Annotated in this window: 24 protein-coding genes; 12 read left to right on the top strand and 12 right to left on the bottom strand. The window is 66.9% G+C overall.

Annotated elements, in window-relative coordinates:
• Nucleotides 1–20 precede the first annotated feature (20 nt).
• Nucleotides 21–716: a DNA repair and recombination protein RadB gene (radB, locus tag E6N53_RS07690; RefSeq protein ID WP_136601011.1), complete on the bottom strand. Its 696-nt coding sequence runs from the start codon at nt 714–716 to the stop codon at nt 21–23.
• 283 nt (nt 717–999) lie between these two features.
• Here radB and E6N53_RS07685 point away from each other — a divergent pair, with 283 nt between their 5' ends.
• Nucleotides 1,000–1,497 carry a universal stress protein gene (locus E6N53_RS07685; protein WP_136589425.1) on the top strand — a complete coding sequence of 166 codons (498 nt, stop codon included), beginning with the start codon at nt 1,000–1,002 and terminating at the stop codon, nt 1,495–1,497.
• Nucleotides 1,498–1,586: 89 nt separating this feature from the next.
• Nucleotides 1,587–2,333: a hypothetical protein gene (locus E6N53_RS07680; protein WP_136589426.1), complete on the top strand. Its 747-nt coding sequence runs from the start codon at nt 1,587–1,589 to the stop codon at nt 2,331–2,333.
• Here E6N53_RS07680 and larC read toward each other — a convergent pair whose 3' ends face one another.
• Complete coding sequence (gene larC, locus E6N53_RS07675; protein WP_142858172.1) at nt 2,334–3,647, bottom strand: nickel pincer cofactor biosynthesis protein LarC; 1,314 nt, start codon at nt 3,645–3,647, stop codon at nt 2,334–2,336.
• Between the two features lie 246 nt (nt 3,648–3,893).
• Here larC and E6N53_RS07670 point away from each other — a divergent pair, with 246 nt between their 5' ends.
• The 6 genes from E6N53_RS07670 (at nt 3,894) to E6N53_RS07645 (ending at nt 12,484) form a co-directional block, all read left to right on the top strand.
• Entirely contained in the window at nt 3,894–6,119 is a 2,226-nt protein-coding gene (locus E6N53_RS07670; protein WP_142858170.1) for a CDC48 family AAA ATPase, read from the top strand.
• Between the two features lie 274 nt (nt 6,120–6,393).
• Nucleotides 6,394–7,614, top strand: a complete 1,221-nt coding sequence (locus E6N53_RS07665) for a PstS family phosphate ABC transporter substrate-binding protein (protein WP_142858167.1) — start codon at nt 6,394–6,396, stop codon at nt 7,612–7,614.
• 88 nt (nt 7,615–7,702) lie between these two features.
• A complete protein-coding gene (pstC, locus tag E6N53_RS07660; RefSeq protein WP_142858165.1) occupies nt 7,703–8,836 on the top strand; it encodes a phosphate ABC transporter permease subunit PstC in 1,134 nt (377 codons plus the stop codon).
• Entirely contained in the window at nt 8,836–10,458 is a 1,623-nt protein-coding gene (gene pstA, locus E6N53_RS07655) for a phosphate ABC transporter permease PstA (RefSeq protein ID WP_142858163.1), read from the top strand. Before pstC (E6N53_RS07660) ends, pstA (E6N53_RS07655) begins: the two co-directional genes overlap by 1 nt.
• A gap of 2 nt (nt 10,459–10,460) precedes the next feature.
• Nucleotides 10,461–11,381, top strand: a complete 921-nt coding sequence (gene pstB / locus E6N53_RS07650; RefSeq protein ID WP_142858160.1) for a phosphate ABC transporter ATP-binding protein PstB — start codon at nt 10,461–10,463, stop codon at nt 11,379–11,381.
• Between the two features lie 77 nt (nt 11,382–11,458).
• Nucleotides 11,459–12,484, top strand: coding sequence for an AbrB/MazE/SpoVT family DNA-binding domain-containing protein (locus E6N53_RS07645; protein WP_142858158.1), 1,026 nt, complete (start codon nt 11,459–11,461; stop codon nt 12,482–12,484).
• Between the two features lie 42 nt (nt 12,485–12,526).
• Here the strand turns inward: E6N53_RS07645 and E6N53_RS07640 are convergent, their stop codons facing one another.
• From E6N53_RS07640 to E6N53_RS07610, 7 genes are all read right to left on the bottom strand, one after another.
• The gene (locus tag E6N53_RS07640; RefSeq protein ID WP_142858156.1) at nt 12,527–13,501 is read right to left on the bottom strand and encodes a coiled-coil domain-containing protein; all 975 of its coding nucleotides are present in this window, start codon (nt 13,499–13,501) and stop codon (nt 12,527–12,529) included.
• Nucleotides 13,502–13,580: 79 nt separating this feature from the next.
• On the bottom strand, nt 13,581–14,249 hold the full coding sequence (gene phoU / locus E6N53_RS07635) for a phosphate signaling complex protein PhoU (RefSeq protein WP_136589435.1): 669 nt from the start codon (nt 14,247–14,249) through the stop codon (nt 13,581–13,583).
• A 112-nt stretch (nt 14,250–14,361) separates the two neighbouring features.
• A complete protein-coding gene (phoU, locus tag E6N53_RS07630) occupies nt 14,362–15,036 on the bottom strand; it encodes a phosphate signaling complex protein PhoU (protein ID WP_136589436.1) in 675 nt (224 codons plus the stop codon).
• A gap of 109 nt (nt 15,037–15,145) precedes the next feature.
• Nucleotides 15,146–16,024 carry a phosphate ABC transporter ATP-binding protein PstB gene (gene pstB / locus E6N53_RS07625; protein WP_136589437.1) on the bottom strand — a complete coding sequence of 293 codons (879 nt, stop codon included), beginning with the start codon at nt 16,022–16,024 and terminating at the stop codon, nt 15,146–15,148.
• Between the two features lie 9 nt (nt 16,025–16,033).
• Nucleotides 16,034–17,686 carry a phosphate ABC transporter permease PstA gene (pstA, locus tag E6N53_RS07620; protein ID WP_142858154.1) on the bottom strand — a complete coding sequence of 551 codons (1,653 nt, stop codon included), beginning with the start codon at nt 17,684–17,686 and terminating at the stop codon, nt 16,034–16,036.
• A 1-nt stretch (nt 17,687) separates the two neighbouring features.
• Nucleotides 17,688–18,647: a phosphate ABC transporter permease subunit PstC gene (gene pstC, locus E6N53_RS07615; RefSeq protein WP_136589439.1), complete on the bottom strand. Its 960-nt coding sequence runs from the start codon at nt 18,645–18,647 to the stop codon at nt 17,688–17,690.
• Between the two features lie 68 nt (nt 18,648–18,715).
• Complete coding sequence (locus E6N53_RS07610) at nt 18,716–19,747, bottom strand: PstS family phosphate ABC transporter substrate-binding protein (RefSeq protein ID WP_142858152.1); 1,032 nt, start codon at nt 19,745–19,747, stop codon at nt 18,716–18,718.
• A gap of 295 nt (nt 19,748–20,042) precedes the next feature.
• On the opposite strand from E6N53_RS07610, the gene E6N53_RS07605 reads away from it, so the two are divergent.
• Nucleotides 20,043–21,044 (top strand): phosphate signaling complex PhoU family protein, encoded by a 1,002-nt coding sequence (locus tag E6N53_RS07605; protein ID WP_136589440.1) that lies wholly within the window; start codon nt 20,043–20,045, stop codon nt 21,042–21,044.
• Nucleotides 21,045–21,216: 172 nt separating this feature from the next.
• Here E6N53_RS07605 and E6N53_RS07600 read toward each other — a convergent pair whose 3' ends face one another.
• The gene (locus tag E6N53_RS07600) at nt 21,217–21,597 is read right to left on the bottom strand and encodes a 30S ribosomal protein S8e (RefSeq protein ID WP_136589441.1); all 381 of its coding nucleotides are present in this window, start codon (nt 21,595–21,597) and stop codon (nt 21,217–21,219) included.
• 312 nt (nt 21,598–21,909) lie between these two features.
• On the opposite strand from E6N53_RS07600, the gene E6N53_RS07595 reads away from it, so the two are divergent.
• Both E6N53_RS07595 and E6N53_RS07590 read left to right on the top strand, forming a co-directional pair.
• The gene (locus E6N53_RS07595; protein ID WP_136589442.1) at nt 21,910–22,359 is read left to right on the top strand and encodes a DUF2240 family protein; all 450 of its coding nucleotides are present in this window, start codon (nt 21,910–21,912) and stop codon (nt 22,357–22,359) included.
• The gene (locus tag E6N53_RS07590) at nt 22,360–22,776 is read left to right on the top strand and encodes a DUF7993 family protein (protein ID WP_142858150.1); all 417 of its coding nucleotides are present in this window, start codon (nt 22,360–22,362) and stop codon (nt 22,774–22,776) included.
• Nucleotides 22,777–22,799: 23 nt separating this feature from the next.
• Here the strand turns inward: E6N53_RS07590 and E6N53_RS07585 are convergent, their stop codons facing one another.
• Nucleotides 22,800–23,465, bottom strand: coding sequence for an HAD family hydrolase (locus E6N53_RS07585; RefSeq protein WP_142858148.1), 666 nt, complete (start codon nt 23,463–23,465; stop codon nt 22,800–22,802).
• 111 nt (nt 23,466–23,576) lie between these two features.
• Between E6N53_RS07585 and E6N53_RS07580 the strand changes: the two genes are divergently transcribed.
• On the top strand, nt 23,577–24,818 hold the full coding sequence (locus E6N53_RS07580; RefSeq protein WP_142858146.1) for a DNA double-strand break repair nuclease NurA: 1,242 nt from the start codon (nt 23,577–23,579) through the stop codon (nt 24,816–24,818).
• Nucleotides 24,819–24,836: 18 nt separating this feature from the next.
• Here the strand turns inward: E6N53_RS07580 and E6N53_RS07575 are convergent, their stop codons facing one another.
• Nucleotides 24,837–25,169 carry a DUF7113 family protein gene (locus E6N53_RS07575; RefSeq protein WP_136589446.1) on the bottom strand — a complete coding sequence of 111 codons (333 nt, stop codon included), beginning with the start codon at nt 25,167–25,169 and terminating at the stop codon, nt 24,837–24,839.
• Between the last annotated feature and the right edge of the window lie 3 nt (nt 25,170–25,172).

Genomic DNA, 25,172 nt, shown 5'->3' with positions numbered 1-25,172 from the left:
CACCGCCGTTTTCATCCGACTCAGAACTCCTCGACGGCCTCGAGCCCCGCGTCCGTAATCTGAAACGTCGCCGTCTCGCCCGCCGGCTTCGACCCGTGTTTCTCGAGCGTGGCCCGTCGTTTCCCCCCACGGAAGCGGTCCAGTCGGAGGACGACGCCCGTCCAGTGTTCGAGCGTGTTCCCGCCGAGCGGCCGCACTCGGTCGGCGTCGGGGTCGGTGAACACCTGGTTCGTCAGCACGACGGCGAGGTCGTGGCGGCGCGCCAGAGAGAGGAGGTGGGTGACCTGCCGGGCGACCCGCCGGAGCACCTCGCCTTCGTCGCCATCGTGACGCTCCAGCCGGTAGAAGCCCGTCGCCGAGTCCACTACGACGACGTCGGCGCGCTCGGCGAACTCCGCGACGTCCCGGACCGCCTGTTCTTGCTCTTCGAAGTCGTGGGCGTTCGAGACGATGACCCGGGAGGCGATGTCGTCGACGTCCCCCACGGCGGCGGCGACCTGCTCGAAGCGCGCCGGCGACAGTCCCTCGGTATCGACGTAGACCGCCAGACCGTCTGCGGCGGCACGCACGGCGGCACAGAGCGCGACGTTGGTCTTGCCGGCGGCAGGCGGGCCGTACACCTGTGTGACGGTCCCGCGTTCGAGTCCGCCACCGAGGAGGTCGTCGAGCGGCTGACAGCCGGTCGGAAGGGGGTCGCTCACAGGGAGAGGTAGCATCGCAGCCCGATTTAATCCCTCGCATCAACGGGCTTCCAGACCAGTGGTGCGTGTACCCGTACGGGCCGGACGAGCGACGAACCGACACCCCGGTCGTGACGGCGCTGTCGCCGGGGGGCGAACAGCGCACCTCGGTGGCCCAGACGTGTAGACATGTCCACAAATCCCGTCCAGAACACCTCGGATGAACGGGTGAACGACACGAACGAACATTATAATTTTTTACTCAAATTCGAGTAAATTACTCGGAAGGTTTATTGCGTCGGGGCAGGTATAGTGAAATATGAGCCAACAGCCAGTACCGCAGACGAAGACAGCGCAGACCGGTCTGAACAGCGTCCTCGTGGCCCTCGGGCCGAAGGACGCGGAACGCGTGACCCGACTCGGCGAGGAGGCGGTCGACATCGCCGGCCCCGCCGGGGCGACAGTCGTCATCACGCACGTGTTCACCCGTGAGGAGTTCGACTCGCGCGTCGACACGCTCGGGTTCGACCGCGACGCGGCGGACGTCAGCCCCGACGCGGTGGCCGTCCGGTACTCGCCGGTCCGCGAACTGGCCGACCTGCTCGACGAGGCGGGCGTCGACTACGAGATTCGCGGTGCCATCGGCCACTACGGTGAGAAGGTCGTCGAGGTCGCCGAGGAACTCGACACGGACCTCGTGCTCGTCGGGGGACGCAAGCGCTCGCCGACCGGGAAGGCCGTCTTCGGCAGCGTCGCCCAAGAGGTCATGCTCTCGGCGCCGTGCCCGGTGACGTTCGTCCGCGCGGACACGAAGTAAGACGAGACACCACTTTTCGCCGTCGCCCACGCGCGGAGCGACGCGTCTCGCTCGGTACGTTTTATTCGAGCGCCGACGAACTGCGGAGTGTGATCGTCGTCGCCACCGCCGATTTCGAACTCTACCACGAGGCCGTCGCCGAACTCCGGGACCGCGGGACCGTCTTCACCACGGTCGAACCGGGCGGCGCTCTCCCCGACCGGACGCGCGTGGTTATCGTCGCTCACGACGACGTCGACGACGTCGACGTGCCCGACGGTGTCGAGCGAGTCGTGGCGAGCGGCGGCGACGACGCCCGGCGCGCAGTGGAAGAGGCGCTCGCTGTCCTCCGCGGGGGCGGCGGTCGGACGGTCGTCGGCGTGGACCCCGGAACCCGGCCGGGCATCGCCGTCCTCTCGGGTGCGGTCGTCGTGGCCGCGTTCCACGTCCCGCTCGCCGACGCCGTGGCGGTCATCCGCCGCGAGGTCGACGGCGAGGCCGACCCGCTCGTCCGGGTCGGCGACGGGGCCCGGTTGCAGGGGAGCCGCATCGTCAACGAACTCGACGACGTGCCCGTCGAACTCGTCGACGAGACGGGGACGACCCCCTACCTCGGCACCGGCGCGCGCGGCATGGGCGACGTCCTCGCAGCCGTGAACATCGCCCGACTCGACGGCGAACGCGTCGACTCGCGCGAGGTCGAGCCGACGGCGGGCGAACTCCAGCGGATCAAAGACGAGTCGCGACAGCGCTCGGGCGGCGACCGGACCATCGACGAGGAACTCGCCCGCCGCGTCGCCAGGGGCGAACTGGACGTCGACGAGGCGCTCGACGAACACCGCGACGAGACGGCGTAGTCAGTCGAGGCGTTCTCTCGCCGCGGCCTCGGCCCGCTGGACGACCGTTCGGACGGGGAGGTCGGTCTCTCGGGCGACGGCGGCCGCGTCGTCGTACTCCGCGCTGACGTCGTACACCTCCCCGTCCGTCGTCGAGGCGACCTTGACCGAGACGTCGTACGCTTCGCCTGCGATATCGAGCGTGACCGTCTCGAACGCACGCTCGGCGACCCAGCGGTGACCCGCACCGTGCTCGCGGATGCCGAGGGTACCCGTCTCGACCGCGAGTCGATGTGCGACCCGCTCGGCGTCTTCCGGCTTTGTGATGACCTTCACGAGGTGGCCGGGGCGGGACTTCTTCATCGTCGCCGGGAGGACGGAGACGTCCCGGGCGCCCGCCGCCACGAGCGACTCCTGGAGTCCACCGAGAACCTCGGGTGCAGCGTCGTCGAGATTCGTCTCGAGGACGGTGATGTCGTCACGTCGCAACCTCCCAGCGCCGTCACCGACGACGGCCCGGAGGACGTTCGGATGCTCCTCGAACGACTTCGTCCCCGCACCGTAGCCCGACGCCGAAACGTTCAGCGAGGGGAGCGCGTCGACCCCCTCGGCGAACTCGGCCAGGAGCGCCGCCCCCGTCGGGGTGAGCAGTTCGCGCTCGACGGGGCCGCCGACGAGTCGCCACGCCGCGCCGGCGGCGAGTTCGACGACGGCGGGGGCGGGCACGGGGTAGGTCCCGTGGCTCATCGCGACGGAACCGCCGCCGCCCGCGACGGGGGACGTCACGACGCGGTCGACGTCGAGGTCGTCGAGGAGGAGACAGCAGCCGACGATGTCGGCGATGGCGTCGTCGGCCCCGACCTCGTGGAAGTGGATGTCGTCGACGGACGTCCCGTGAACCGTCGCCTCGGCCTCCGCGAGTCGGTCGACGACTGCGCGGGCGCGCCGAGCGACCTCGTCGTCGAGGTCCATGCCGGCGACGATGTCGAGGACCGCGGCGTGAGTTCGGACGGGGCCGGCACCCTCGGCAGTGTCCGTGTCGTGCGTGTGGCTGTGGCCGTGGTCGTGGTCGTGCGTGTGGTCGTGGCCGTGGTCGTGGTCGTGGTCGTGACCCCTGTTCGCCCCACGGACCTCGTCCGTCGACGCCCCCGAGACGACGACGTCGACGGTGGTCGCCGCGATGCCGTTGCGCGTCGTCTCCCCGATTTGATACTCGACGTCGAGGCTGTCCTCGACGGGCGACAAGACGGCCGGGTCGGCACCGGTCGCGACGAGTGCGGCGAGTATCATGTCACCGCTGGCCCCGGTCCGACCGTCGAAGGCGAGCGTTCGCATAGGCGAGTGGAGACGACCGAGGCTCAAATACTGTCGGGCATCGCGTCGCGCCCGACACGACGCGGTCTCGATACGTGCAGTCGGTGCCCCTGTCGGTAGGGATTAATACCGTCCACACATACCGTGATATACGGTGACACACACGCGAACGGCCGCGAAGACGGCCGGTACCCCCCCTAACAAAGCACTTATGAAGCGGCGTCGCCGAAAAACGGACATCTACGGAGGAATCCTCGCGGATCAATCATGAACGAAGTGCAACTCGAAGTGGCGAAAGCGTACCCGAACGACTCGGGTCGTGGTATCGCCCGTCTTGACCCGGACACGTTGCTCCATCTCAAGCTCTCCCCTGGTGACATCATCGAGATCGAAGGTGGTGAGACGACGGCGGCGAAGGTGTGGCGCGCGGACCGGCAGGACTGGAACACCGATACCGTCAGAATCGACGGTTTCACACGGCAAAACGCCGACGTCGGTATCGGCGAGCGCGTGACCATCCGGAAGGCCGAAGCGAAAAAGGCGGACAAACTCGTCCTCGCCCCGCCCGAAGAGGCGTCGGTCCAGTTCGGCTCCGACGCCGCGGGCATGGTGAAGCGACAGATACTGAAACGGCCCGTCGTCGAACGCGACATCGTCCCGGTGATGAGTTCGACGAACCACCCGTTCATGCGGTCGCCGGGGCAGGCGATTCCGCTCATCGCCGTCGAGACCGAACCCGACGGGGTCTGTCTCGTCACCGAGGACACCGACGTCGAACTCCGCGAGGAGCCCATCTCGGGCTTCGAGAAGACCGGCGGCGGCATCACGTACGAGGACATCGGCGGCCTCCAGGGCGAGATTCAGCGCGTGCGGGAGATGGTCGAACTCCCGATGAAACACCCCCAGATATTCAAGAAGCTGGGCATCGAACCGCCGCAGGGCGTGCTCCTGCACGGCCCGCCCGGGACTGGGAAGACCTTGCTGGCGAAGGCCGTCGCCAACGAGACCTCCGCGAGTTTCTTCTCCATCGCCGGCCCCGAGATCATCTCGAAGTACTACGGGGAGTCCGAACAACAGCTGCGAGAGATCTTCGAGGACGCCAACGAGGAAGCGCCCTCCATCATCTTCATCGACGAACTCGACTCCATCGCCCCCAAACGCGAGGACGTCACGGGCGAGGTCGAACGCCGCGTCGTCGCCCAGCTGCTGACGATGATGGACGGGTTGGAGACGAGAGGCCAGGTCATCGTCATCGCGGCCACGAACCGCGTCGACTCCGTCGACCCCGCGCTCCGTCGCCCCGGTCGGTTCGACCGCGAGATCGAGATCGGTGTCCCCGACGAGGAGGGGCGCAAGGAGATACTGCAGATCCACACCCGCGGGATGCCGCTGTCGGACGACGTGAGCCTCGACAACCTCGCAGACGAGACCCACGGCTTCGTCGGCGCCGACATCGAGTCGCTCACCAAGGAGGCGGCGATGAAGGCGCTTCGCCGCTACCTCCCCGAGATCGACCTCGACGAGGAGGACATCCCGCCCTCGCTCATCGACCGGATGATCGTCAAGCGCGCGGACTTCAACGGCGCGCTCGGTGAGGTGGAGCCCTCGGCGATGCGGGAGGTCCTCGTCGAACTGCCCAAGATATCGTGGGACGACGTCGGCGGGCTAGAGGCGGCGAAACAGCAGGTCGAAGAGAGCATCGAGTGGCCGTTGCGCGAACGCGAACGGTTCGAGCGGATGGGCATCGAACCGCCGAAGGGCGTGCTCCTCTACGGCCCCCCCGGGACGGGGAAGACGCTCATCGCGAAGGCCGTCGCCAACGAGACGAACGCCAACTTCATCTCCGTCAGGGGACCGCAGCTCCTCTCGAAGTGGGTCGGCGAGTCGGAGAAGGCCATCAGGCAGACGTTCCGGAAGGCCCGGCAGGTCGCGCCGACGGTCATCTTCTTCGACGAACTCGACTCGCTCGCCCCCTCGCGCGGACAGGAGATGGGGAACAACGTCTCCGAGCGCGTCGTCAACCAGCTGCTGACCGAACTCGACGGCCTCGAAGACATGGGCGACGTGATGGTCATCGGTGCGACGAACAGACCAGATATGATCGACCCGGCGCTCATCCGGTCGGGCCGGTTCGACCGGCTCGTCCTCGTCGGCGAACCGAGCGAGGAGGGTCGAGAAGAGATCCTCAAGATTCACACGGGCAACAGCCCGCTCGCGCCGGACGTCAGCCTGCGTGAGATCAGCGAGATCACGGAAGGGTACGTCGGCTCCGACCTCGAGTCCATCGCGCGCGAAGCGGCCATCGAAGCACTCCGCGAGGACACCGACGCCGACGAGATCGAGATGCGTCACTTCCGGAAGGCGCTGGAGTCGGTGCGGCCGACCATCACCGACGACCTGATGGACTACTACGAGCGGATGCAGGACCAGTTCAAAGGTGGCGGCCGCGAGTCGTTCACCGAGCGGCGTGACGGCCGGATCGGCTTCCAGTAACGGCCCACCACGCGACTCGACTCGTCCGCGTCTGTCGTGTGCGCGCCCGTCGTTCGGCTTCTGCCTGCGGCGCTCCGACACACCGCGCCAGTCGTGACGGCGTGTGACGAGAGCGTGTATATAGAGTATCGAGACGTATGAGTGAGAGTGAGTCGTATGTTCGTGATATATCGATGGGGTCGTCTCTGTTCGAACTTTCTGCTCCCGAACGCCGGTGAGGACTCGATACGGGTATTATAAACCGCTTTAATCAAATCTCGGCTTCACTCAGGTGATGACGGACGAGGGTAATCGTCTGAGCGACCTGGTATCGCGGCGGAACTTCATCGCAACGACTGGCGCGGTCGGCGCAGCCGGTCTCGCGGGATGCAGCGGGCAGTCGGGCGACGGGGGCGGGGGAACCGAAGCGAGCAGCGGCGGCGAGAGCGAATCGACCGAGAGCAGCGGCGAGTCGATGGAAGGTTCGACGGAGTCGAGTTCGAGTTCGGGCTCCTCGAGCTCGCTCCTCACCGCCGAGGGGTCCTCGACGGTCTACCCCATCTCGAACAAGGGGAGTTCGTACTGGAACTCCAACGCGCCGCCGTCGGACGGCGAGTACTGGGGCTCCAACTCGGAGAGCACGGTCCCCGGCTGGAGCGAAATCGAGACCGACATGCTCATCGCCGACTACTTCGCGAGCCAGTTCGGCTTCGAGCCGACCGAGCAGCGCTCGTCGCCGCCGTTCCCGACGACGGTCGGCCTGAGCCACTCGGGGACGGGCTGTGAGGCCGTCGTCGAGGGTCTCGTCGACATCGGTAACTCCTCCGGCCCCATCACGGCCGAGCTCGACTGGTCGGACGAAGAGGCCAACAGCACGGTCGTCGACAACGTCGTCGGCCGCGACGGCCAGCCGGTCGTCGTCAGTTCCGACGTCGCCGACGCCGGCGTCGACCAGCTCACGGGCGAGCAGATCCGCGCAATCTTCCAGGGCGAGGTCTCGAACTGGAGCGAGCTCGAGGGCATCGACTACGACCAAGAGATCTTCGTGATCGGTCGTGCCGAGGGCTCCGGGACGGACACGTCGTTCCGCCTCAACATGCTCGGCGACGCCGACGCGCCGATGGACGTCGACACCCGTCAGGGCCAGAACCAGCAGGTCGCCCAGCTCGTCCAGCAGAACGAGGGTGCCATCGCGTACATGGCGCTTGCGTTCACGAGCGAGTCGGTCCAGCCCATCGCGATCGACTTCGAGGGCACGGTGTACGAGCCGGACCGAGACGCGGAGAACACCATCTTCGACTCCAGCTACCCGCTCAACCGCGACCTCCACATGTACACGCTCATCGAGGAGGACAACCCCGGTGGCGGCGGCCGCGACCTGCGCGAGGCGGCGTTCATCAACATGTTCCTGACGCAGTTCGGACAGTCCGTCTTCGTCGAGCAGAACAACTACATCCCGCTCCCGACGAGCGACCTCGAGGAGTTCAAGAGCCAGCTCGAGGAGCTGAAGCAGTAAGCGAAACCGAGTAGTCGGTTCGGACGGCGCATCGACGCGTTTCGCTTTTTTCTACCACACCTCACACAACACGTCCACAACACACAATATGACCTCAGTCACGGATGGAGAACGGACCGGCTTACAGACGAAAGTGCGGCGCCAACTCACTCGAGTCGAAGACTTCGTCGACGACACGTCGACAGGGGCGCTCGTCACCATCACGGTAATCGCGCTGTCACTGCTCGCGGCGTTCGTCGGGTTCCTCCTCGTCTCGTCGCTCACGGTGGCACCGTTCGCCGTGTTCGTCGGCTCGTCGGTGTACGGCTGGTTCAGATATCAAGAGGAGACCGCGCTGATACTGACCCTGACCACGACGATCTCGACGCTCTTGATACTGGGTCTGATCATCGTGTTCATCTTCCTCGAGGCGATTCCCGTGGTTCAGTACGAGAGCGCCACCGTGTTCGGCGTGAGCGTCCCGGGACTTCGGCTGTTCATCGAGACGCGGTGGGACGCCGTCTCCGACCCCATCAGGTACTCGATGGCTCCGATGATCCACGGGACGGTGCTGGTGACAGTCATCGCGACGGCTGTCGCCGCCCCGCTCGGCGTCTCGGCGGCGCTGTTCCTCTCGGAGATCGCCCCGCCGGTAGTGAGAGAACTCGTCAAGCCGGGCGTCGAGATTCTCGCCGGTATCCCCTCGATCGTCTACGGCTTCATCGGCTTTACCGTCCTCAGCCCGTGGGCCTCCCAGCAGTTCGATCTCACCGGCCAGGGGACGTATCTGTTCGTGGGGATCGTCGTCGGACTGATGGCCCTCCCCACGGTCGTCTCGGTCGCCGAGGACGCCCTCTCTTCAGTGCCAGAATCGATGAAGAGCGGCTCGCTCGCGGTCGGGACGACCGACTGGCAGACCATGACCTCGATCACCATCCCTGCGGCCTTCTCGGGCGTCTCGGCGGCAGTCCTGCTCGGCGTGGGTCGGGCCATCGGGGAGACGATGGCCGCGACCGTGATGCTCCGCGGCGTTCCCAGACTCACCGAACCGCTCGTGAACGTCTTCTACGGACAGGAGACACTCACCTCGCTCATCGCCCGCAACTACGGCGAGGCGGACGGCCTGCAGATGGACGCGCTGTTCGTCGCGGGTGTCATCCTCTTCGTCACGGTGCTTTTCATCTCGATCGGTGCGCAGTACATCGAGTGGCGGATGCGGCGCAAGCTCGGAGGTGAGGTCTGATGGCGGGCGCGACGCGAAACGAACTGGTCGAGCGCGAAACCACCGGGGCGGACGCCGTCGCCGCAGCGGCCGTCGGTCTCTCGGCGATCCTGTTCGCGCTCTCGCTGGCGGCGCTGTTCGAGCGGGTCACTATCACCGACCGGATCGTCGGCGTCCCGGCCGTGACGCTCCTCGGCGGGCTCCTCGCCCTGCTCGGCGGGGCGGTCATCACGTTCGGCATCGGCTCACGGCTGGAGTTCGTTGAAACACAACCCAGTTCGAGCGCTGGACTCATCGTGGCCGTCGTCGCCGGCATCGCGTGGTTCACCGTCGCCGGCGGCTTCGCCTCCCAGACCCTCGGACTGGGAACCGTCGGTGGCTTAGTCGGTGGCGTCGTCGTTGGTGCCGCAGCGTTCGGGGTCACGGTCGTCACCCGGGAAGACGTGGGTTCGACGGTGCCGATCGGACTGCTCTGTCTCCTGACCGGGCTCGTGTTCGTGACCGGCACCGTCGGCCCACAGTGGGTGTGGGACCTCGGCTGGGAGCAGTCTGCGTCGCTCACCGCCGAGTTCGTCATCCCGGTCGCGACGCTGTTCGCCACCCTGTTCGCTGGCTGGGCGGCCGCGAAGGCGTACGGCGGGTTCGGAGCACGTGGCCGTCGTATGGGCGCGTACACGCTCATCTACCTGAACGCCATCTCGATCGTCGCGTTCCTGTTCATCCTCGTGGCGTTCGTCGTGGTCCAGGGAGTTCCCGGGCTCTTGACCGGTGCCGAGTTCGGTGCCGGCGCTGGCCCGGAGACGACACTCCTCGGCGTCACGTTCACGCTGCCGCTGTCCCTCCCGTTCGTGATGAACGGTGTGGCGCTGTTGAACGACTTCCAGGGCGTTCTCCCCGCCATCGTCGGGACCTTCTGGCTGGTCATCGGCGCGGTGCTGTTCGCCGTCCCGCTCGGTGTTGGCGCCGCGATCTTCCTCACCGAGTACGCCGAACGCGGACGGTTCACCCAGGCCGTCGAGGTCGCGACCAACGGACTGTGGTCCACCCCCAGCATCGTCTTCGGGCTGTTCGGCTTCGCGTTCCTCATTCCGCGGTTCGGGAATCAGAAGTCGCTGCTCGCGGGGATGCTCACGCTCGGATTCATGCTCCTCCCGCTGGTGGTCATCACGTCTCGTGAGGCGATGATCGCGGTGCCCGACGAGTACCGTGATGCGAGCGTGGCACTCGGCGTCAGTCGGTGGCAGACGATCAAGAGCGTGGTCCTGCCGGCGGCACTGCCGGGTGTGGTCACCGGCGTCATCCTCGGCGTCGGTCGCATCGCCGGCGAGACGGCACCGATTCTGCTGACGATGGCGGGCGGGACGTTCGTCCCTGGCGCGCAGACAGTCGACGTGATCGGTGGCTTCGAGTTCACGTCGGCACCGCCGTTCGTGGCCAACCCCGAACTCCTGCAGGCGACGTCGGCGCTGCCCTACCAGCTCTTCGCACTCATCACGGCGGGCGTGGGGCTGGGCGACAGCGTCGCTGACCCCGAGGGGTTCCGGTGGGCGACGGCGCTCGTCCTTCTCGTCGTCGTCCTCTCGTTCTACGCCATCGGCATCGCGACCCGGTACTACTTCCGGAGCAAACTTCAGCACGAGTAACAATGAGTGAAACACGACAATCACAGAAGGCGAGCGGCACCGACAGCGAGAGCGGCCAACCCCTGCAGACGGTTGCAGGCGAAACCGAAGAACAGGCCAGGCCGGAGTGGGTCGACTACGAGTTCGACGGCGAGGCGAAACTCACCGCCGAGGACCTCGACGTCTACTACGGCGACGACCACGCGCTCAAAGGCGTCTCGATGGAGATCCCCGAGAACAGCGTCACCGCACTCATCGGTCCCTCGGGGTGTGGGAAGTCGACGTTCCTCCGGTGTCTCAACCGGATGAACGACCGCATCAAGTCCGCACGCATCGACGGTTCCGTCCGACTGGAGGGAGAGGAGATATACCAGGACGGCGTGAACCTCGTCGAGTTGCGAAAGCGCGTCGGCATGGTGTTCCAGTCGCCGAACCCGTTCCCGAAGAGCATCCGTGACAACATCTCGTACGGACCGCGCAAGCACGGCGACATCGAGAAAGGCTTTCTCGCGCGGCTACTCGGTCGGAGCGACGAGGAGGCGGAAGCCGAACTCGTCGAACGCTGTCTCACCGACGCCGCGCTGTGGAGCGAGGTCAAAGACCGCCTCGACGACAACGCGCTCGGTCTCTCGGGTGGCCAGCAACAGCGGCTCTGTATCGCACGGGCGCTGGCGACCGACCCCGAGGTGTTGCTGATGGACGAGCCCGCGTCCGCACTGGACCCCATCGCCACCTCGAAAATCGAAGACCTCATCCACCAGCTCTCGGAGGACTACACGGTCGTCATCGTGACGCACAACATGCAGCAGGCGGCGCGGATCTCCGACCAGACGGCGGTGTTCCTCACCGGGGGCGAACTCGTCGAGTTCGACGATACGGACAAGATCTTCGAAGACCCCGAGAGTCAGCGCGTCGAAGACTACATCAGCGGCAAGTTCGGGTGACCGATGACAGCAACCGGGAGCCGCTCGTCGGACGTCGACGGCCCGTCTCGTCACCGGCCGACGTTCGGTGGGTGACGATGGAGACGCGAAAGCTCCAGCAGGTCGGCGGCGGGACGTACACGGTCTCGATTCCGAAGGAGTGGGCGACCGCCCGCGGCCTCGAGGCGGGGACCCCTGTCAACCTCTACAGCCACCTCGACGGCTCGATCGTCGTCCGGAGCCGCGCGAAAGACAGCGACGGGCTCTCGACCATCACCGTCGAGGTCGACGGCGGGAGAGAACAGGTCGCGCGTGCCCTCAGCGCGGCGCAGGCCGTCGGCTTCGAGCGGGTGACGCTCACCGCCGGAGAGCCGTTCGACGCCGAGACGTGTCGGGCGGTCCGGTCGCTCGTCCGCCAGTTCGTCGGGACCGAACTGGTCGACGAACAGGAGGGCGAACTGACCGTCCGGAACCTGCTCGACGCCTCCGACGTCTCGGTCCGACAATCCGTCGTCCAACTCCAGTACGTCGCCCTCTCCGTCCACGAGCAGGCCACGGGGTCGTTCGTCGACGCCGACGCGGGAGCGTACGACCGGCTGTGCGAACGCGAGACCGAGACCGACCGACTCTGTGGGATGGTGGTCCGGCACTTCAGTCGCGCGCTCGTCTCGCTGGCGGAAGTCGACCGGGTCGAGACGAGTCGTCCCGAACTGTTCGAGTATTACGAGACCGCCCGGCGGCTCAGGCGAGTCGCACGAAACGGCGTCACCATCGCCCGCGCGGGTCGACGGCTGACGGAGCCGCTCCCCGAGACGGTCGCCGCCGAACTCGACGTCCTCTCGAACACCGCGCGGGGAATCGTCGAGGGCGCCTCGAACGCGGTCCTCGAGGGCCGCGACACCGACAGGGTCCACGAGATACTCGACACCGGTACGGAGGCGCGGGCGACCCTGGAGGCGTTCGAGGACGCACTGGTCGCCGACCGAAGCGAGATGTCGGCGAGCACCACGAGGGACGTCGTCGCGGTCGCACGGTGTCTCGACGCCCTCCGCAGAACGCTCGACCACGGGGACGCCATCGGCGACGTCGCCCTGCAGGCGGCGATGCGCGACGACCGGCTGTGACGTCGGGACTGTCGGGTCGGGTGGGGTTCGTCGAGGGGACGGTTACGCGAGCCCGTCGACACGCTCGCGGTAGTCGTCGAGCGTCGACTGCACCTCGCGCCAGTCGATCGGCGGTTCGTACGCGTCGAGGTCGTTCTCGAAGGCCTCGAGGAAGTCAGTGTATCTGGCTTCGTCCGAGCCGACCGCCGCGAGGCGGTCGCCGGTCGTCTCCCACCGCGTTCTGAGGTCGGCGAGCCGCGCCTGTAAGTCGGTCGCACCGTCGGTGGACTCGGTGTTGGGCCACTCGCGGAGCGTCTCGAGTTCCGCACGGAGGTCGTCGAAGAGGAGTCCGAGCGCCCGGTGACGGAGGCTGACGTCCACCCAGGACGCCATGGGGTCTTCGTTCAGCGTCACGTGCGTCTCGGTGGCCGTCTCCAGAACCGATGCGACCTCCTCGGCCCGGGCGGTGAGTTCTTCGATGGACCCTTCGAGCGCGTCGAGTTCGTCGGCGAACTCGTCGTACCGAACCGTCTGGTTCGAGAGCCAGCGCTCGAACTCCTCGAGGTCGACCTGGAGTTCGTCGGCGGCCCCCTGTGTGCGGTTGGCGGCCGTGGTGAGCCGCTGGATTCGCACGGCGCGTTCGTAGAGGTCCCCATCGTCGGCGGCGACGGCCTGGAGTTCCTCGCCGAGGTCGGGGACGTACGCCTCCAGTTCGTCGAGTCGCGTCTGGTACTGGTCGAGTCGCGCCTGCACGACGTCGAGGTGGGCGACCGGTTCGGCGGCCTCCTTCGCATCCGCGAGCGCGATGGCCGCCAGTTCGGTCCGCGTCTCTGGCGTCGAGACGACCTTCGAGAGGTGAGCAACCGCGTCGTCGGCCGCGTCGGTCGAGACGACCCCGTCCTCGGTGACCGACGAGAGTACCCGACGGACCTCGTCGGGGTCGTGTGACTCGTCTCGGTTCACGACGGCGTCGACAGCATCGTCCAGCGAGCGGCCGGCGAGTGAGTTCGGCGCAGGCTCGCGGTCCTCGTGACTCATTGCGCGTGACTACTCGAGCCCGTCCGTTATAGCTTCCGTCACCGCGACCGACCGGCCAGAAGCGACCGTATCGGTCGAGTCAGTACAGCAGTTCGTCGTTCTGCTCGACCATGTAGAGTGTGCGGGCGGCGATGTTGACGGCGTGGTCGCCGACACGCTCGAGGTCGCGAATCGTGAGGAAGAGCCGAGAGACGTCCTGGAACGTCTCGTCGACGTCCTGTTCCAACGAGTCGGCTTCGAGGAGCGAGCGCACGACGGTCTGACTCGCCACCTGACACATCGCGTCGACCTCGTCGTCGCGGTCGGCGATGTCGTAACAGCCGTCGACGTCCTCGTTGGCGTACGCTTCGAGCGCCCGCTCGAGCATCTCGAGCGTCGCGTCGCCGATGCGTCGGATGTCGACCTCGGGGTAGGCATCGCGCTCGGCCTGGAGGGCGTAGCCGCCGAGGTTGGTCGCGAGGTCGCCGATGCGTTCGAGGTCGGTGATGATTTTGAACGACGACGCGATGAAGCGGAGGTCGCCGGCGACGGGCTGTTGGAGCGCGATGAGGTCGATACACTCCTTCTCGAGTTCGAGGTAGAGTCCGTTGATCTCCTCGTCGCCGTCGATGACCGCCTGTGCCAACTCGTCGTCCTTCCCTTCGAGGGCGTCGAACCCCGTCCGGAGCTGTTCGGCGACGAGTTCGCCCATGTAGAGCACCTCGTCGCGGAGTCCCTGGAGGCGGGACTGATACGCTTGTCGAGCCATACCCGAGTCGAGTGGGTCCGGTTATAAATCACTTTCCCACGGGACAATATTGCTATTTAGTCCTATGTATATCGTCCGAGAGCGAAATACCGAGGCCGACCGCACGAGCCGGTCAGTACAGCAGCGTCGTCCGGTTCGTCACCATGTAGAACGACCGGGCGGCGATGTTGACGGCGTGGTCGCCGACGCGTTCGATGTCCCGAAGCGTGAGCAAGAGGAGGTTCACCTCCGAGAGCAGGTCGGCCAGTTCGTCGTCCGCGAAGGTCTCTGTCGTCTCGACCAGTTCGAGGACGACTGTCTCGGCGACCCGTTCACAGAGGCCGTCGAGTTCGTCGTCGCGTTCGACGACGGCCGCCGCGCGGTCGGGGTCCGCGCCGTCGTAGGCGTCGAGCGCCTCGTCGACCATCTCGCGAGCGAGTCGGCCGACGTCGAGGAGGCTCACGTCGGGAAAGTGTGGCGAGTCGACCGAGTGGACGTACGCCGAGAGGTTGGTCGCGAGGTCGCCGACCCGTTCGAGTTCGGTGATGATCTTGAACGAGGCGGTGACGAATCGGAGGTCGCTCGCGACCGGTTGCTGGAGGGCGATGAGGTCGATACAGTCGCCTTCGAGTTCCAGGTAGCGCTCGTTGATGGCGTCGTCTCCCTCGATGACAGCCGTGGCGAGGGCGTCGTCGTCGGTCTCGATGGCCCGGAGGGCGTCGTCGAGTTGGTCCGACACCCGTTCGCCGAACGCCACGACGTCCGCACGGAGCGTCTCGAGAGCGTCTTGGTACGCGTCACGAGGCATGGTCGATACTTCTCTGGAAGGGTGGATTACTGTTTGGTTCGGTGTCAGTACGACGGCGACTCGGAGACGTCGGGCGGGGGTGGCGAAGCGACAGCGAGCGCGCGAGTCCCTACCCGAACTTGCCGGTGATGTAGTCCTCGACGCGCTGGCTTTCGGGGTTCTCGAAGATCTTCTGGGTGTCGTCGAACTCGACGAGTTCGCCCCCGGTGAGGAAGACGGCGGTCTTGTCCGAGATGCGGGCGGCCTGCTGCATGTTGTGCGTCACGATGACGACCGTGTACTCCTCGGCGAGGTCCGCGATGAGGTCTTCGATCTTCGAGGTGGCGATGGGGTCCAGCGCGGACGCAGGTTCGTCCATCAGGATGACCTCGGGGTCCGGCGCGATCGCGCGGGCGATACAGAGCCGCTGTTGCTGGCCGCCCGAGAGGTCGAGGCCGGACTCGTCGAGTTTGTCCTTGACTTCGTCCCACAGCGCCGCCCGCTTGAGCGACTCCTCGACGATGGCGTCGTAGTCGCCCTCCTTGTTCTGAATCTCGAGGCCGTACGCGACGTTGTCGTAGATGCTCTTCGGGAAGGGGTTCGGCTTCTGGAAGACCATCCCGACGCGTCGCCGAAGGGCGACGGGGTCGACGTCGTCGTCGTAGACGTTCTTCCCGCGCAGGTAGAGGTTTCCTTCCACTCTCGCGGCGTCGACGAGGTCGTTCATCCGGTTGACACACCGGAGGAACGTCGACTTCCCACACCCCGACGGCCCGATCATCGCGGTGACGCGGTTCTCGGGGATCTCCATCGAGATGCCGTCGAGCGCCTGCACGTCGTTGTAGTAGACGTCGATGCCCTCGGCGCGGATGACGGTCTTCGCCGGGGGGCGTCGAGCCTGTTCGACGCTCTCGCTCACGTCCGTCTGGACGAGCATGTCCTCTTCGGTCGGGTCCGCCGATTCACCGGCTGTCGATTCGGCCATCGTCTGTGTCTCTTTGTCGCTCATGGTTGTCGATTATCCGTCGGTCTGGTACTTGTTTCGGAGCACGATCGCGATGGAGTTCATCGCGAGCAGCACGCTCACGAGTACGACGACGCCTGCCGGCACCGCCTTGGTGTAGAAGTCGTCGCTGGCGAAGAGGCTCGCCCACGCGAACACCTGCAGGGGCATCGCGCTCGCCTTCGCGGAGAACTCCGTCGGAAGCGAGAAGATGACGCTGGGTGCGCCGATCATGATGAGCGGCGCGGTCTCGCCGATGGCGCGCCCGAGCGCGAGGATGGTCCCCGTCAGGATGCCGGGGAACGCTCGCGGGAGCACGACGCGCCGGACGGTCTGCCACTTCGTCGCGCCCATCCCGTAGGAGGCCTGTCGCTGGTCGTTCGGGACGCTCCGGATAGCCTCTCGCGAGGAGATGATGACGATGGGCAGGATGAGCAGTCCGAGTGTCGCGCCGCCGATGGCGACGGTCCCCGTCGGCTGGCCGAGGTAGGTGACGAACACCCCCAGCCCCAGGAGGCCGTACACCACGCTCGGCACGCCGGCGAGGTTCGAGATGTTGACGTCGATGAACCGCGTGAAGCGGTTGTTCGGCGCGTACTCCTCGAGGTAGACGGCAGCGCCGACGCCGAGCGGGAACGCCAAGACGGCGACGGTGATCATCAGGAGGATGGAGCCGCCGATGGCGGGGTACAGTCCGGCGTCGACGGCGGTTCGGCTGTGCGCGCTCGTGAGGAACTGCCAGTCGACCCACGAGGCCGGCCCCGAGAAGCCCGCCGCCTCGACGACGAACGCGCCGAGGAACGCCCCACCGACCATCACCACCGGAACGAGGAGGCCGGCGCGGTCGTCGGGTCGCGCGACGGCACCCCCGGCGAGGTACGCGAGAGTAGGGACGACGGCGACGCTCGCGATGACCGTCGCCGGGACGGGGTCGACGCCCGCGAGGGGGCCGACGACCGCACTGAGCGCGACGATGCCGAGAGCGGCGACGCCACCGACGACACCGGCCCGGTTGCCACCGAGGCGGCGGGCGTAGGTACCGACGACGACACCGACGATACCGCCGAGCGAGAGCGAGAGCAGCACCCAGTCGACGGGGAGCACGGGGAGCGACGAGAAGAGGTCGACGACGCTCGGGACGAGCGTCGGGACGCCCGCGGCGGCCCCGACCGGTCCGGGGAGGCCGAAGAGGGGGACGTAGAACAGCAGGGTCGTGACGACGAGTTTGGCGGAGAACGGGAGGCGTCGGCCGGCGCGTTCGATGCCGACGACGCCCGCCAGCGGGATGGCGAGCGCGAGGAGGAAGCCGAACCACGTCACCGGCGAGAGCATGTCGACGAAGACCATCGCCACGCCCCCGCTGAACATGAGGCTGACGACGAAGAGTCCGACCGACGTGGCACCGAAGGTCAGCGCGTTCGAGTGCCGCACGTAGAGGAAGCCGCCGACGAGGAGTGTCGGGACGACGAGCGTCACGAAGAACGTCAGGTGCCAGCCGGGGTCCGCGGTGAGCGGCTGGATGGCGTCGTTGGCGACGAACACGAGGAGGATGCCGAGCGTGACGAGCCCGAACAGCGTCGCCGCCAGCAACACGTACTGGAAGAGCGTCCCGACGGTCTTGTTGACCGTTCCGAAGCTCTCGATGACCTGGCCTCTCTCGGTCGCCATCTCAGTACTCCTCCCGGTAGCGTTGCGCGACGAAGTCGCTGATGATGTTCATGACGAGCGTGATGACGAACAGCGTGAGGCCGATGGCGAACAGGCTGCGGTACGCGAGCCCCCCACCGGTGATGTCGCCCAGGAGCAACTGGACCATCGCGGCGGTCATCGGGAGCGCCCCCTCCTGGTACGCGGCGGGGTTGAGCGGGTTGAGGAACTGCGCGCGCGACCCCGCGGCGACGGTGACGGCCATCGTCTCGCCGATGGCTCGCGAGAGCGCGAGGATGAACGACGAGAAGATGCCCGACAGCGCGGCGGGCACGACGATACCCGTCGAGACGTCGAACTTCGTCGCACCCATCCCGTACCCGGCCTGCCGGAGTTCGTCGGGGACGGCCGACATCGCGTCCTCGCTGATGGAGGCGACCATCGGGATGATCATGATGCCGACGACGAGGCTGGCCGAGATGAGGTTGAACGTGCCGGTCCCCGGGAGGACGGTCTGGATGGCGGGCGTGATGTAGATGAGCGCGAAGAACCCGTAGACGACGGTCGGGATACCGGCCAGCACCTCGAGTGCCGGCTTCAGGAAGGCGCGGTGGCGGGGGTTGGCGTACTCGCTGAGGTAGATCGCCGTCGCGACACCCAGCGGGAGTGCGACGATGGCCGAGCCGATGGTGATCATCAGCGTGGCGGAGACGAGCGCGAGGACGCCGAACTCGTTGTTGTTGATCTCCCAGGTCGTGCCGGTGAGGAAGTCGACGACGGACGCTGTCGGCCCCTCGATACCCATGAGCGGCGCGGTGACGGTGAAGAACTTCGCCGCCTCGGTCACGAGCAGCAGGATGATGCTGACCGTCGTGACGATCGACAGCGCCGCACACAGGAAGAAGAACGCGCGCGTCAGGAGCTCCTCCGGCGCGTTCTCCGTGTTCCGTGTGAGGTCGTTCGTGATGTCGTCCGTGCTCATTTACCTATATATCCTATATTCACTGGTGAAAAATCTCGTTATTCGAACGTCAGTCTCCGAATCGGTCCTCAGTTCGACTGTGCGTCCTCGATGGCGGCTTCGAGCGTGTCGAGTTGCGCCTGCTGCTGGTCGCTGTCGAGCGGGACGTACCCGACCTCGTCGGCGACGACCTCCTCGTTGGTCGTGTTCTCCATCCAGAAGCGGGCGAACTCGGCGACCTGCGGCTCGGTGAGCGAGGACGTCGCGGGGTAGGTGAACAGCGGGCGCGAGAGCGGCGTGTACTCGCCGGATTTCGCCGTCTCGAGTGACGGTTCGACGGGGCCGTCGCCGCTGTCGATGGCGATGGCCGTCACCGCGTCCGAACTCTGGCTGTAGTACGCGAAGCCCATGTAGCCCATGGCGTACTGCGAGCCCTCGACACCGCGGATGATGGTGCGGTCCTGTTCCGTCGGCGAGTAGTCCTGGCGGTGACCCGGTCCCTCCTCACCGATGACGGCCTCGATGAAGTAGTCGTAGGTCCCCGAGGCGTCGGTCGGGCCGAACAGTTCGAGCTCTTCGTCGGGCCAGTCGGAGTCGATGTCCGACCACGTGCTCGGCGGGTCCTCTGCGGACCAGATCTGCCGGAGCTGCTCGACGGTGAGTGACTCCGCCCAGTCGTTGTCGTTGTTGACGATGACGGTCAGTGCGTCGGTGGCGACCTGGAGCTCAACGGGTTCGACGCTGTTGTCGGAGCAGAGGGTCTCCTCCTCGGGCGAGATGGGGCGGGAGGCGTTGTTGAAATCCGTCTCGCCGACGCAGAAGAAGTTCTGGAACCCACCGCCGGAGCCGGTCGACTGGAGGCTGAACTCGACGTCGGGGTGTTCCTCTTTGAAGATCTCGCTGAACGCGGTCGCCAGCGGGAACACGGTCGACGAGCCCGCGATGTCGATGGGGCCAGAGAGCGCGCCATCGGACGACCCGTCGGAGCCACTGGACCCGCCGGAGCCGTCGGAGCCACCCTCGGTGTTCTGGCGGGTACAGCCTGCGAGGCTGGCCACGCCGGCCGCGCCGGCGCCGATCACGAAGTCGCGTCGCGAGAGGAAATCACCCTTCCGTGTCATCATCACAGAGTGGCGGAGAGACAAGTAAATACTCTACTAATATAAATATATAGTACTATGTTTGTGAAAAACCCGGTCAGAATCTCAATAGACACGCCGGCGGACAGAACGGCTCGCGGAGGCTTGAGAGCGGTGGCAGAGCGACTTTCCGCGACAGCGGACGCGGAGAGTCGGTCGGGAGAAAGCCGGCACGATTGGACGGCTCTGCGCCGCAGCAGCGGATTCGGACCGGTGGCAGCTGAGAGATATATATCGATAGCCAAATTTATAGTGGGATGCCTACCAATCAATCGGTATGGTGGAAACGCGCAAGGTGCAGGTCACCGGTGGCTCGACGTACACCGTCTCGATTCCGAAGGACTGGGCGACAGAGAACGGCGTGTCGGCGGGGAGCGAGGTCGAGTTCTATCCGGAGGGAGACTCGTTGTTCCTCACCCCACGGTCGGAAGAAGAGCGGACCGAGGGGACGCTGGACGTCACGACCCTGGAGGGCGACGAACTCACGCGCGCCGTGATGACCATGTACGTCTCGGGGTTCGACATCATCGCCCTCGAGAGCGCCCGCATCACGACCGACCAGCGCCGCACCATCCGAAAGGCCACCCAGAGTCTCGTCGGTCTCGAGGTGTTAGAAGAGACCCGAGACCGGGTGGTCATCCGCGACCTCCTGGACTCCTCGGAGCTGTCGATTCACAACGCCGTCACCCGGATGCGACTCATCGCACTGTCGATGCTCGACGACGCGCTCCTCGCGCTCGGTGACCTCGACGAGGACATGGCGCGCGACGTCATCCAGCGCGACGAGGACGTCGACCGCCTCTGGATGGTCGTCTCGCGTATCTTCCGAGCCACGCTCCGGACCCCGAAGGCCGCCGAGGAACTCGGCCTCCCCCGCGAGATGTGCTTCGACTACCAGTCGGCTGCCCGCCAACTCGAACGCATCGCCGACCACGCGACGAAGATCGCCCACCTCACCTTGAACCTCGAGAAGGCCGTCCCCGACGAGATCGTCGACGCGCTCGAAGAACTCCGCGAGGACGCCGCCAACGTCGTCGACGACGGGATGGACGCCCTGTTCGAAGAGGACAGTTCGGAGGCGACCCGCCTCGCCAACGAGGCACGCGAGGCCGTCCAGGCCATCGACGAACGCGCCCGCGCCATCGACGAGTACCTCCGTGAACTCGACCCCGCCCGCGCGCAGGTGCTCGGCCTCATCGTCGACTCGGTCTCCCGCTCGGCGGACTACGGCGGCAACATCGCCGAGACGGCGCTGCAGAAGGCGGCACCGACGCCCTGAGGCGCGACCCGTTCTGCGCGTTGGGGTTCCCGTCGGGGTGAACAGGACCGGAGTGATGCCGTCGGCGCTGGGTACGACGCGAGCGGCGGTCGGCCGACTGACCGACGACTGTGAGAACGAGAGAACCGGAAGAGCCGAACCGAGTCCGGTCGAGAGCGCGTGTCGAGTCGTGTTACTCGAAGACGGCGTTGACCTGACCGTCCTGCCCGGGACGCGAGGTGACGCGCGCTTCCTTCTCCTCGCCGTCGACCTCGACGGTGATGATGGCGCCCTTCGTGATGATGTTCCGTCGCTTGTAGTTGACGTTCGCGGGGTTGTCCTCGACGCCGATGATTTCGCCGTGGACCGTCTCCGCGCCGTCGGAGATCTGTGCGACGTTCGTCGAGAGCGCGCGCGTCTTGGTCGCGTTCCCGCGCGAGTCGATGGTCTGGAACCGCGGCTCGCCGACAGTAGTCTCGCTGGCTTCGCGACCCTGCTCGTAGCGTTTCTTGTTCCGAGCGGGCTTGATTCGACCACCCGTCCGCTTCGTCATCGAGCGTCCCTGGTGCTTCATACGGGGATAGAGAGCCAGCGACTACTTGAATCGCACGACTCGCGCGCTCTACGGTGAGCTGTGCGAACACGGGACAGCCAGACAGGGTCGGTGTGGCCGCGTGGACGAGTCGGTGGGTCCGGGTCGGTACACGACCGTTCAGGCTGGAGGACACAGGAGGGAACGACGGGCCACCGCACCCGTGTCCCGTGCCGTCGCCGGGACCGCCACACCCACACCACGTCCACACATCGAATCGTCCCACCGCAGTCTCTCCCCCACTCGGCGGAGAGACACACAACGGTTAATCCGCTCGCCCGTCCCCCACGGAGTATGAGCATGGAGGTCACCGTCGCCGTCCCGTTCCGCCAGCACGGGACCGACCGACTCGGCGAGGGGGAGTTCGTCGTCGCGCTGTCGCTCGACCGCGAGTGGTTCTCACCCGACCAGGCGAAGCGCCTCATCGACATCGCCGCCGGCCGGGGCCTCGTCGAGCGCGACGAGGGCGACCTGGTCGCGGCGTTCGCGCCGGGAGACGTCGAGATTCCGGACGGGTTCACGCCCGACGAGTCCATCCTCCAGTCGCAGTCGACGTTCGAGCGCCTGTTGAACGAGATCGTCGCAGACGGGGTGGAAAAACAGGAGGCCGTCGCCGCGGTCAACCGTCTCCAGCGCGACCTCGGCGTGACCATCGAGGCCGCCGCCGTCCTCTACGCCCGCCGCCGCGACGTCGACGTGGGCGGGCTCGCAGACGAAGTGCGGCGCTCGCTCGTGGAGGGGTAGATGGTCGACGACCGCCTCGGAGACGGGAAGCGCATCGCCGAGTTCCTCGCCTCGGAACTCGACGGCCTCGGCGACGCGCTCGCACGGGTCGCCATCACCGACGCCGACAGGGAGGTGACACCGACGCCCGACGGGGCGCACGCGTATCGAGTGACCAGACGGGACGACAGTACCGACAGGAGCGGGGCGTTCGACCTGGCCGTCGTCTTCGTCCAGCCCGACCGCGCCCGCGTGGAGTTCCTCGTCGAGCAGGAGACGGCCGCCGAGGTCGCGAGCGACGAGGGGCTTCGCGTCCGGCCGAAGGCGTCTCGCCCCCCGCGAACGCTGGTGTTCGTCGAGGACGGGGCCGAGGTGAAACGGGTCGTCACTGTCTTCGAGGCGGTCGTTGCGGCGGTCGACGGGGCGGCGAGCGCCTGAGCCGGGGCCCGTCGGCCGGTGGGTCAGAGTCGGGTCAACAGCGCCGGGAGGTCGGTCGCGAGCGCGTCCCGTCCGAGGGTCGCGACGGCGTCGGGGTGGGGGTCGGCACTCCCGTCGAAGGTGACCTGGACCGGAGTGATGCCGGCGGCGGCGGCACCTTCGATGTCCGCGTCGACGTCGTCGCCGACGTAGACGAGTTCCTCGGGCGGCGTGCCGAGTTCCGAGAGCAGAGCCTCGAACGCCCGGGAGTCGGGCTTGCCCGCCGCGAGCGACCCGGTGACGAGTTCGACGTCGAACGCGCCGACCCAGTCGAGCTTTCGGAGTTTGTCGTGCTGGGCGACGACGGGGCCGTTCGTGAGCAACCCGACGCGGTACTCGCGTCGGAGCGTGTCGAGCATCCCTTCGACCCCCGCGACGGGGACGAGTGCCTCCGCGATGAGGTCGCGGTACGCCTCGGCGACGGCGGCCGGAGAGGCTTCCGTGTCGTGGTCGTGTTCCGCGAGGAGCGTCGCGAAGATGGGTTCGCGCGTCTCCTCGGTGAGACACTTCGCGTGGGCGGCGAGATACGCCTCCCGAGAGAGCGGCGGCGCACCGGCGACCCGCGCGGCCTCGGAGAGGATGGTCTGACGGTCCCTGGTGGGAACCGCCAGCGTGTAGTCGAGGTCGAACGCGACAGCCGTGGGTGGCATTCGAGAGAGCCTTCGACGGGCAAGGGGATGAGGATGTCGGCGCGACGGCGAGACACGAGAACGGACCGGGGCGAGGACAGGGTTTTCGTAGTCGGGAGCGCGAGACCGAGTATGACTCTCGACCGCGTCCACGTCGACGGCATCGCTCGGCTGGCGAGCGCCATCGCCCGGGCCGTCGACGACGCCGACCACGGCGACCTCGCAACCGAGGTCTGGGAGAACTTCCTCGACCCGCTCCGCGACGGCTCGCGCGTCGTGGTCGAGCCCGTCGGCGAGAAACGCCTCCGGTCGGCACCCATCGAGGACGTCGCCCTCGCCGAACCACCGTTCGAGACGACACACGGCCTCGACTCGGGGACCATCAACCCCACCACGTTCAAGAACGGCCTCGTCCTCGACGTGGCGCAGGCGGCGATGGCCGGGGTCCCCTCGGACCTCGACCTCCACCGCGCCCGGACGCTCGTCGTGACCGTCCACGCGAACGACCCGACAGTCGACTGCGAGACGGACTGGATCGTCGACGACGAGGGCTACTCGCGGCGGAAGGTGCTGCACGCCCCCCGCGTCGACCGCTACGCCGAGGGGGTCGTCCACGCGCTCGCGCTGTACCTCGCCGAGAGCGAGCACGCGCTGTTGCAGGCCGACACCGTCGACGACCTGCTCGTCCTCGACGGCCCGCTGTACCCGATGGAGGTCCTCACCTGGCAGGACGGCGAGCGGGAGCTTCGGGACCTCGTGAGCGAGGCCGCGCCCCGCGACGTCGTCGAGAACTACGTCCGCCTCGTCGAGACGTTCGTCGAGCGGGACGTCCCGCTCGTCGGGTTCGTCAAGAACCCCGCCGCTCGGGGCATCGTCCGCACCCTCCGGAAGAAGGGCGTCGAGGCCCCCTGGACCGACGACGCGGCGCTCTTCACCCGGCTCCTCGAGCGGTGGGACGACGAGGCCGGCGAGCGCCGGACGGACGGTCTCACCTTCACGAACTGGTTCGTCTCCCGGAGTGGAACCGATAAGACGATGTCGAAGCGTGGGGACGCACTCGGCATCGACCGGAGGTTCTCGCCCGAGGACTACGAGGTGGCCTTCCTTCCGGTCTACGACCCTCGGACCGACGTACTGTATCGGGTCGAATCGCCGGCGGCGTTCGTCCGCGACGAGGAGACGCGAGAGCGGCTCACCCAGCAGGTGCTCCACGACGTCGCCGTCGGGCGGGGGCCGCCGCCGGCCGTCCAGAAAGCGGACGAACTCGCACGGGTCAGCCAGGGCGAGAAGGCGGCGCTCCGCCGGAAACTGGAGGAATACCTCGACTCCGACGCGGTCCGCCGCTACGACGAGGAGCGCTGGGGACTCAGCTGAGTCTGAATCCGAGTCCGCTCACGGCTCCGTGCGCTCGACTTCGATGGTGACCTCGTCGGACGGGACGCCGACGCGTGCGAACTGGGTTCTGAGGTGTTCTTCGGCCGCGTCGAGCGCCTGCTCTTTCGTCTCGAACCCGCGAGGCATGGGCGATTCGAACGCGACGTGAATCTGCCGGCCGTCGATGGTCGTCACGGAGCCACCGCTTTCGACCTCGTAGAACTCGTCGCAGACCCAGACGTACGGGGCGTCTTCGTCCGGCGCTCCCCGGAAACTCGGCGGCGTCTCCCCACGCTCGTACAGCGTCCCCGTGAGGCCGGTTCCGCCGCCGAGCCCCCGAATCAGTAACATACG

The organism is Salinigranum halophilum (assembly GCF_007004735.1).
Lineage (GTDB): Archaea > Halobacteriota > Halobacteria > Halobacteriales > Haloferacaceae > Salinigranum > Salinigranum halophilum.
Note: the sequence above shows the minus strand (reverse complement) of the source record. Positions and strands in the feature narration are given on the sequence as shown.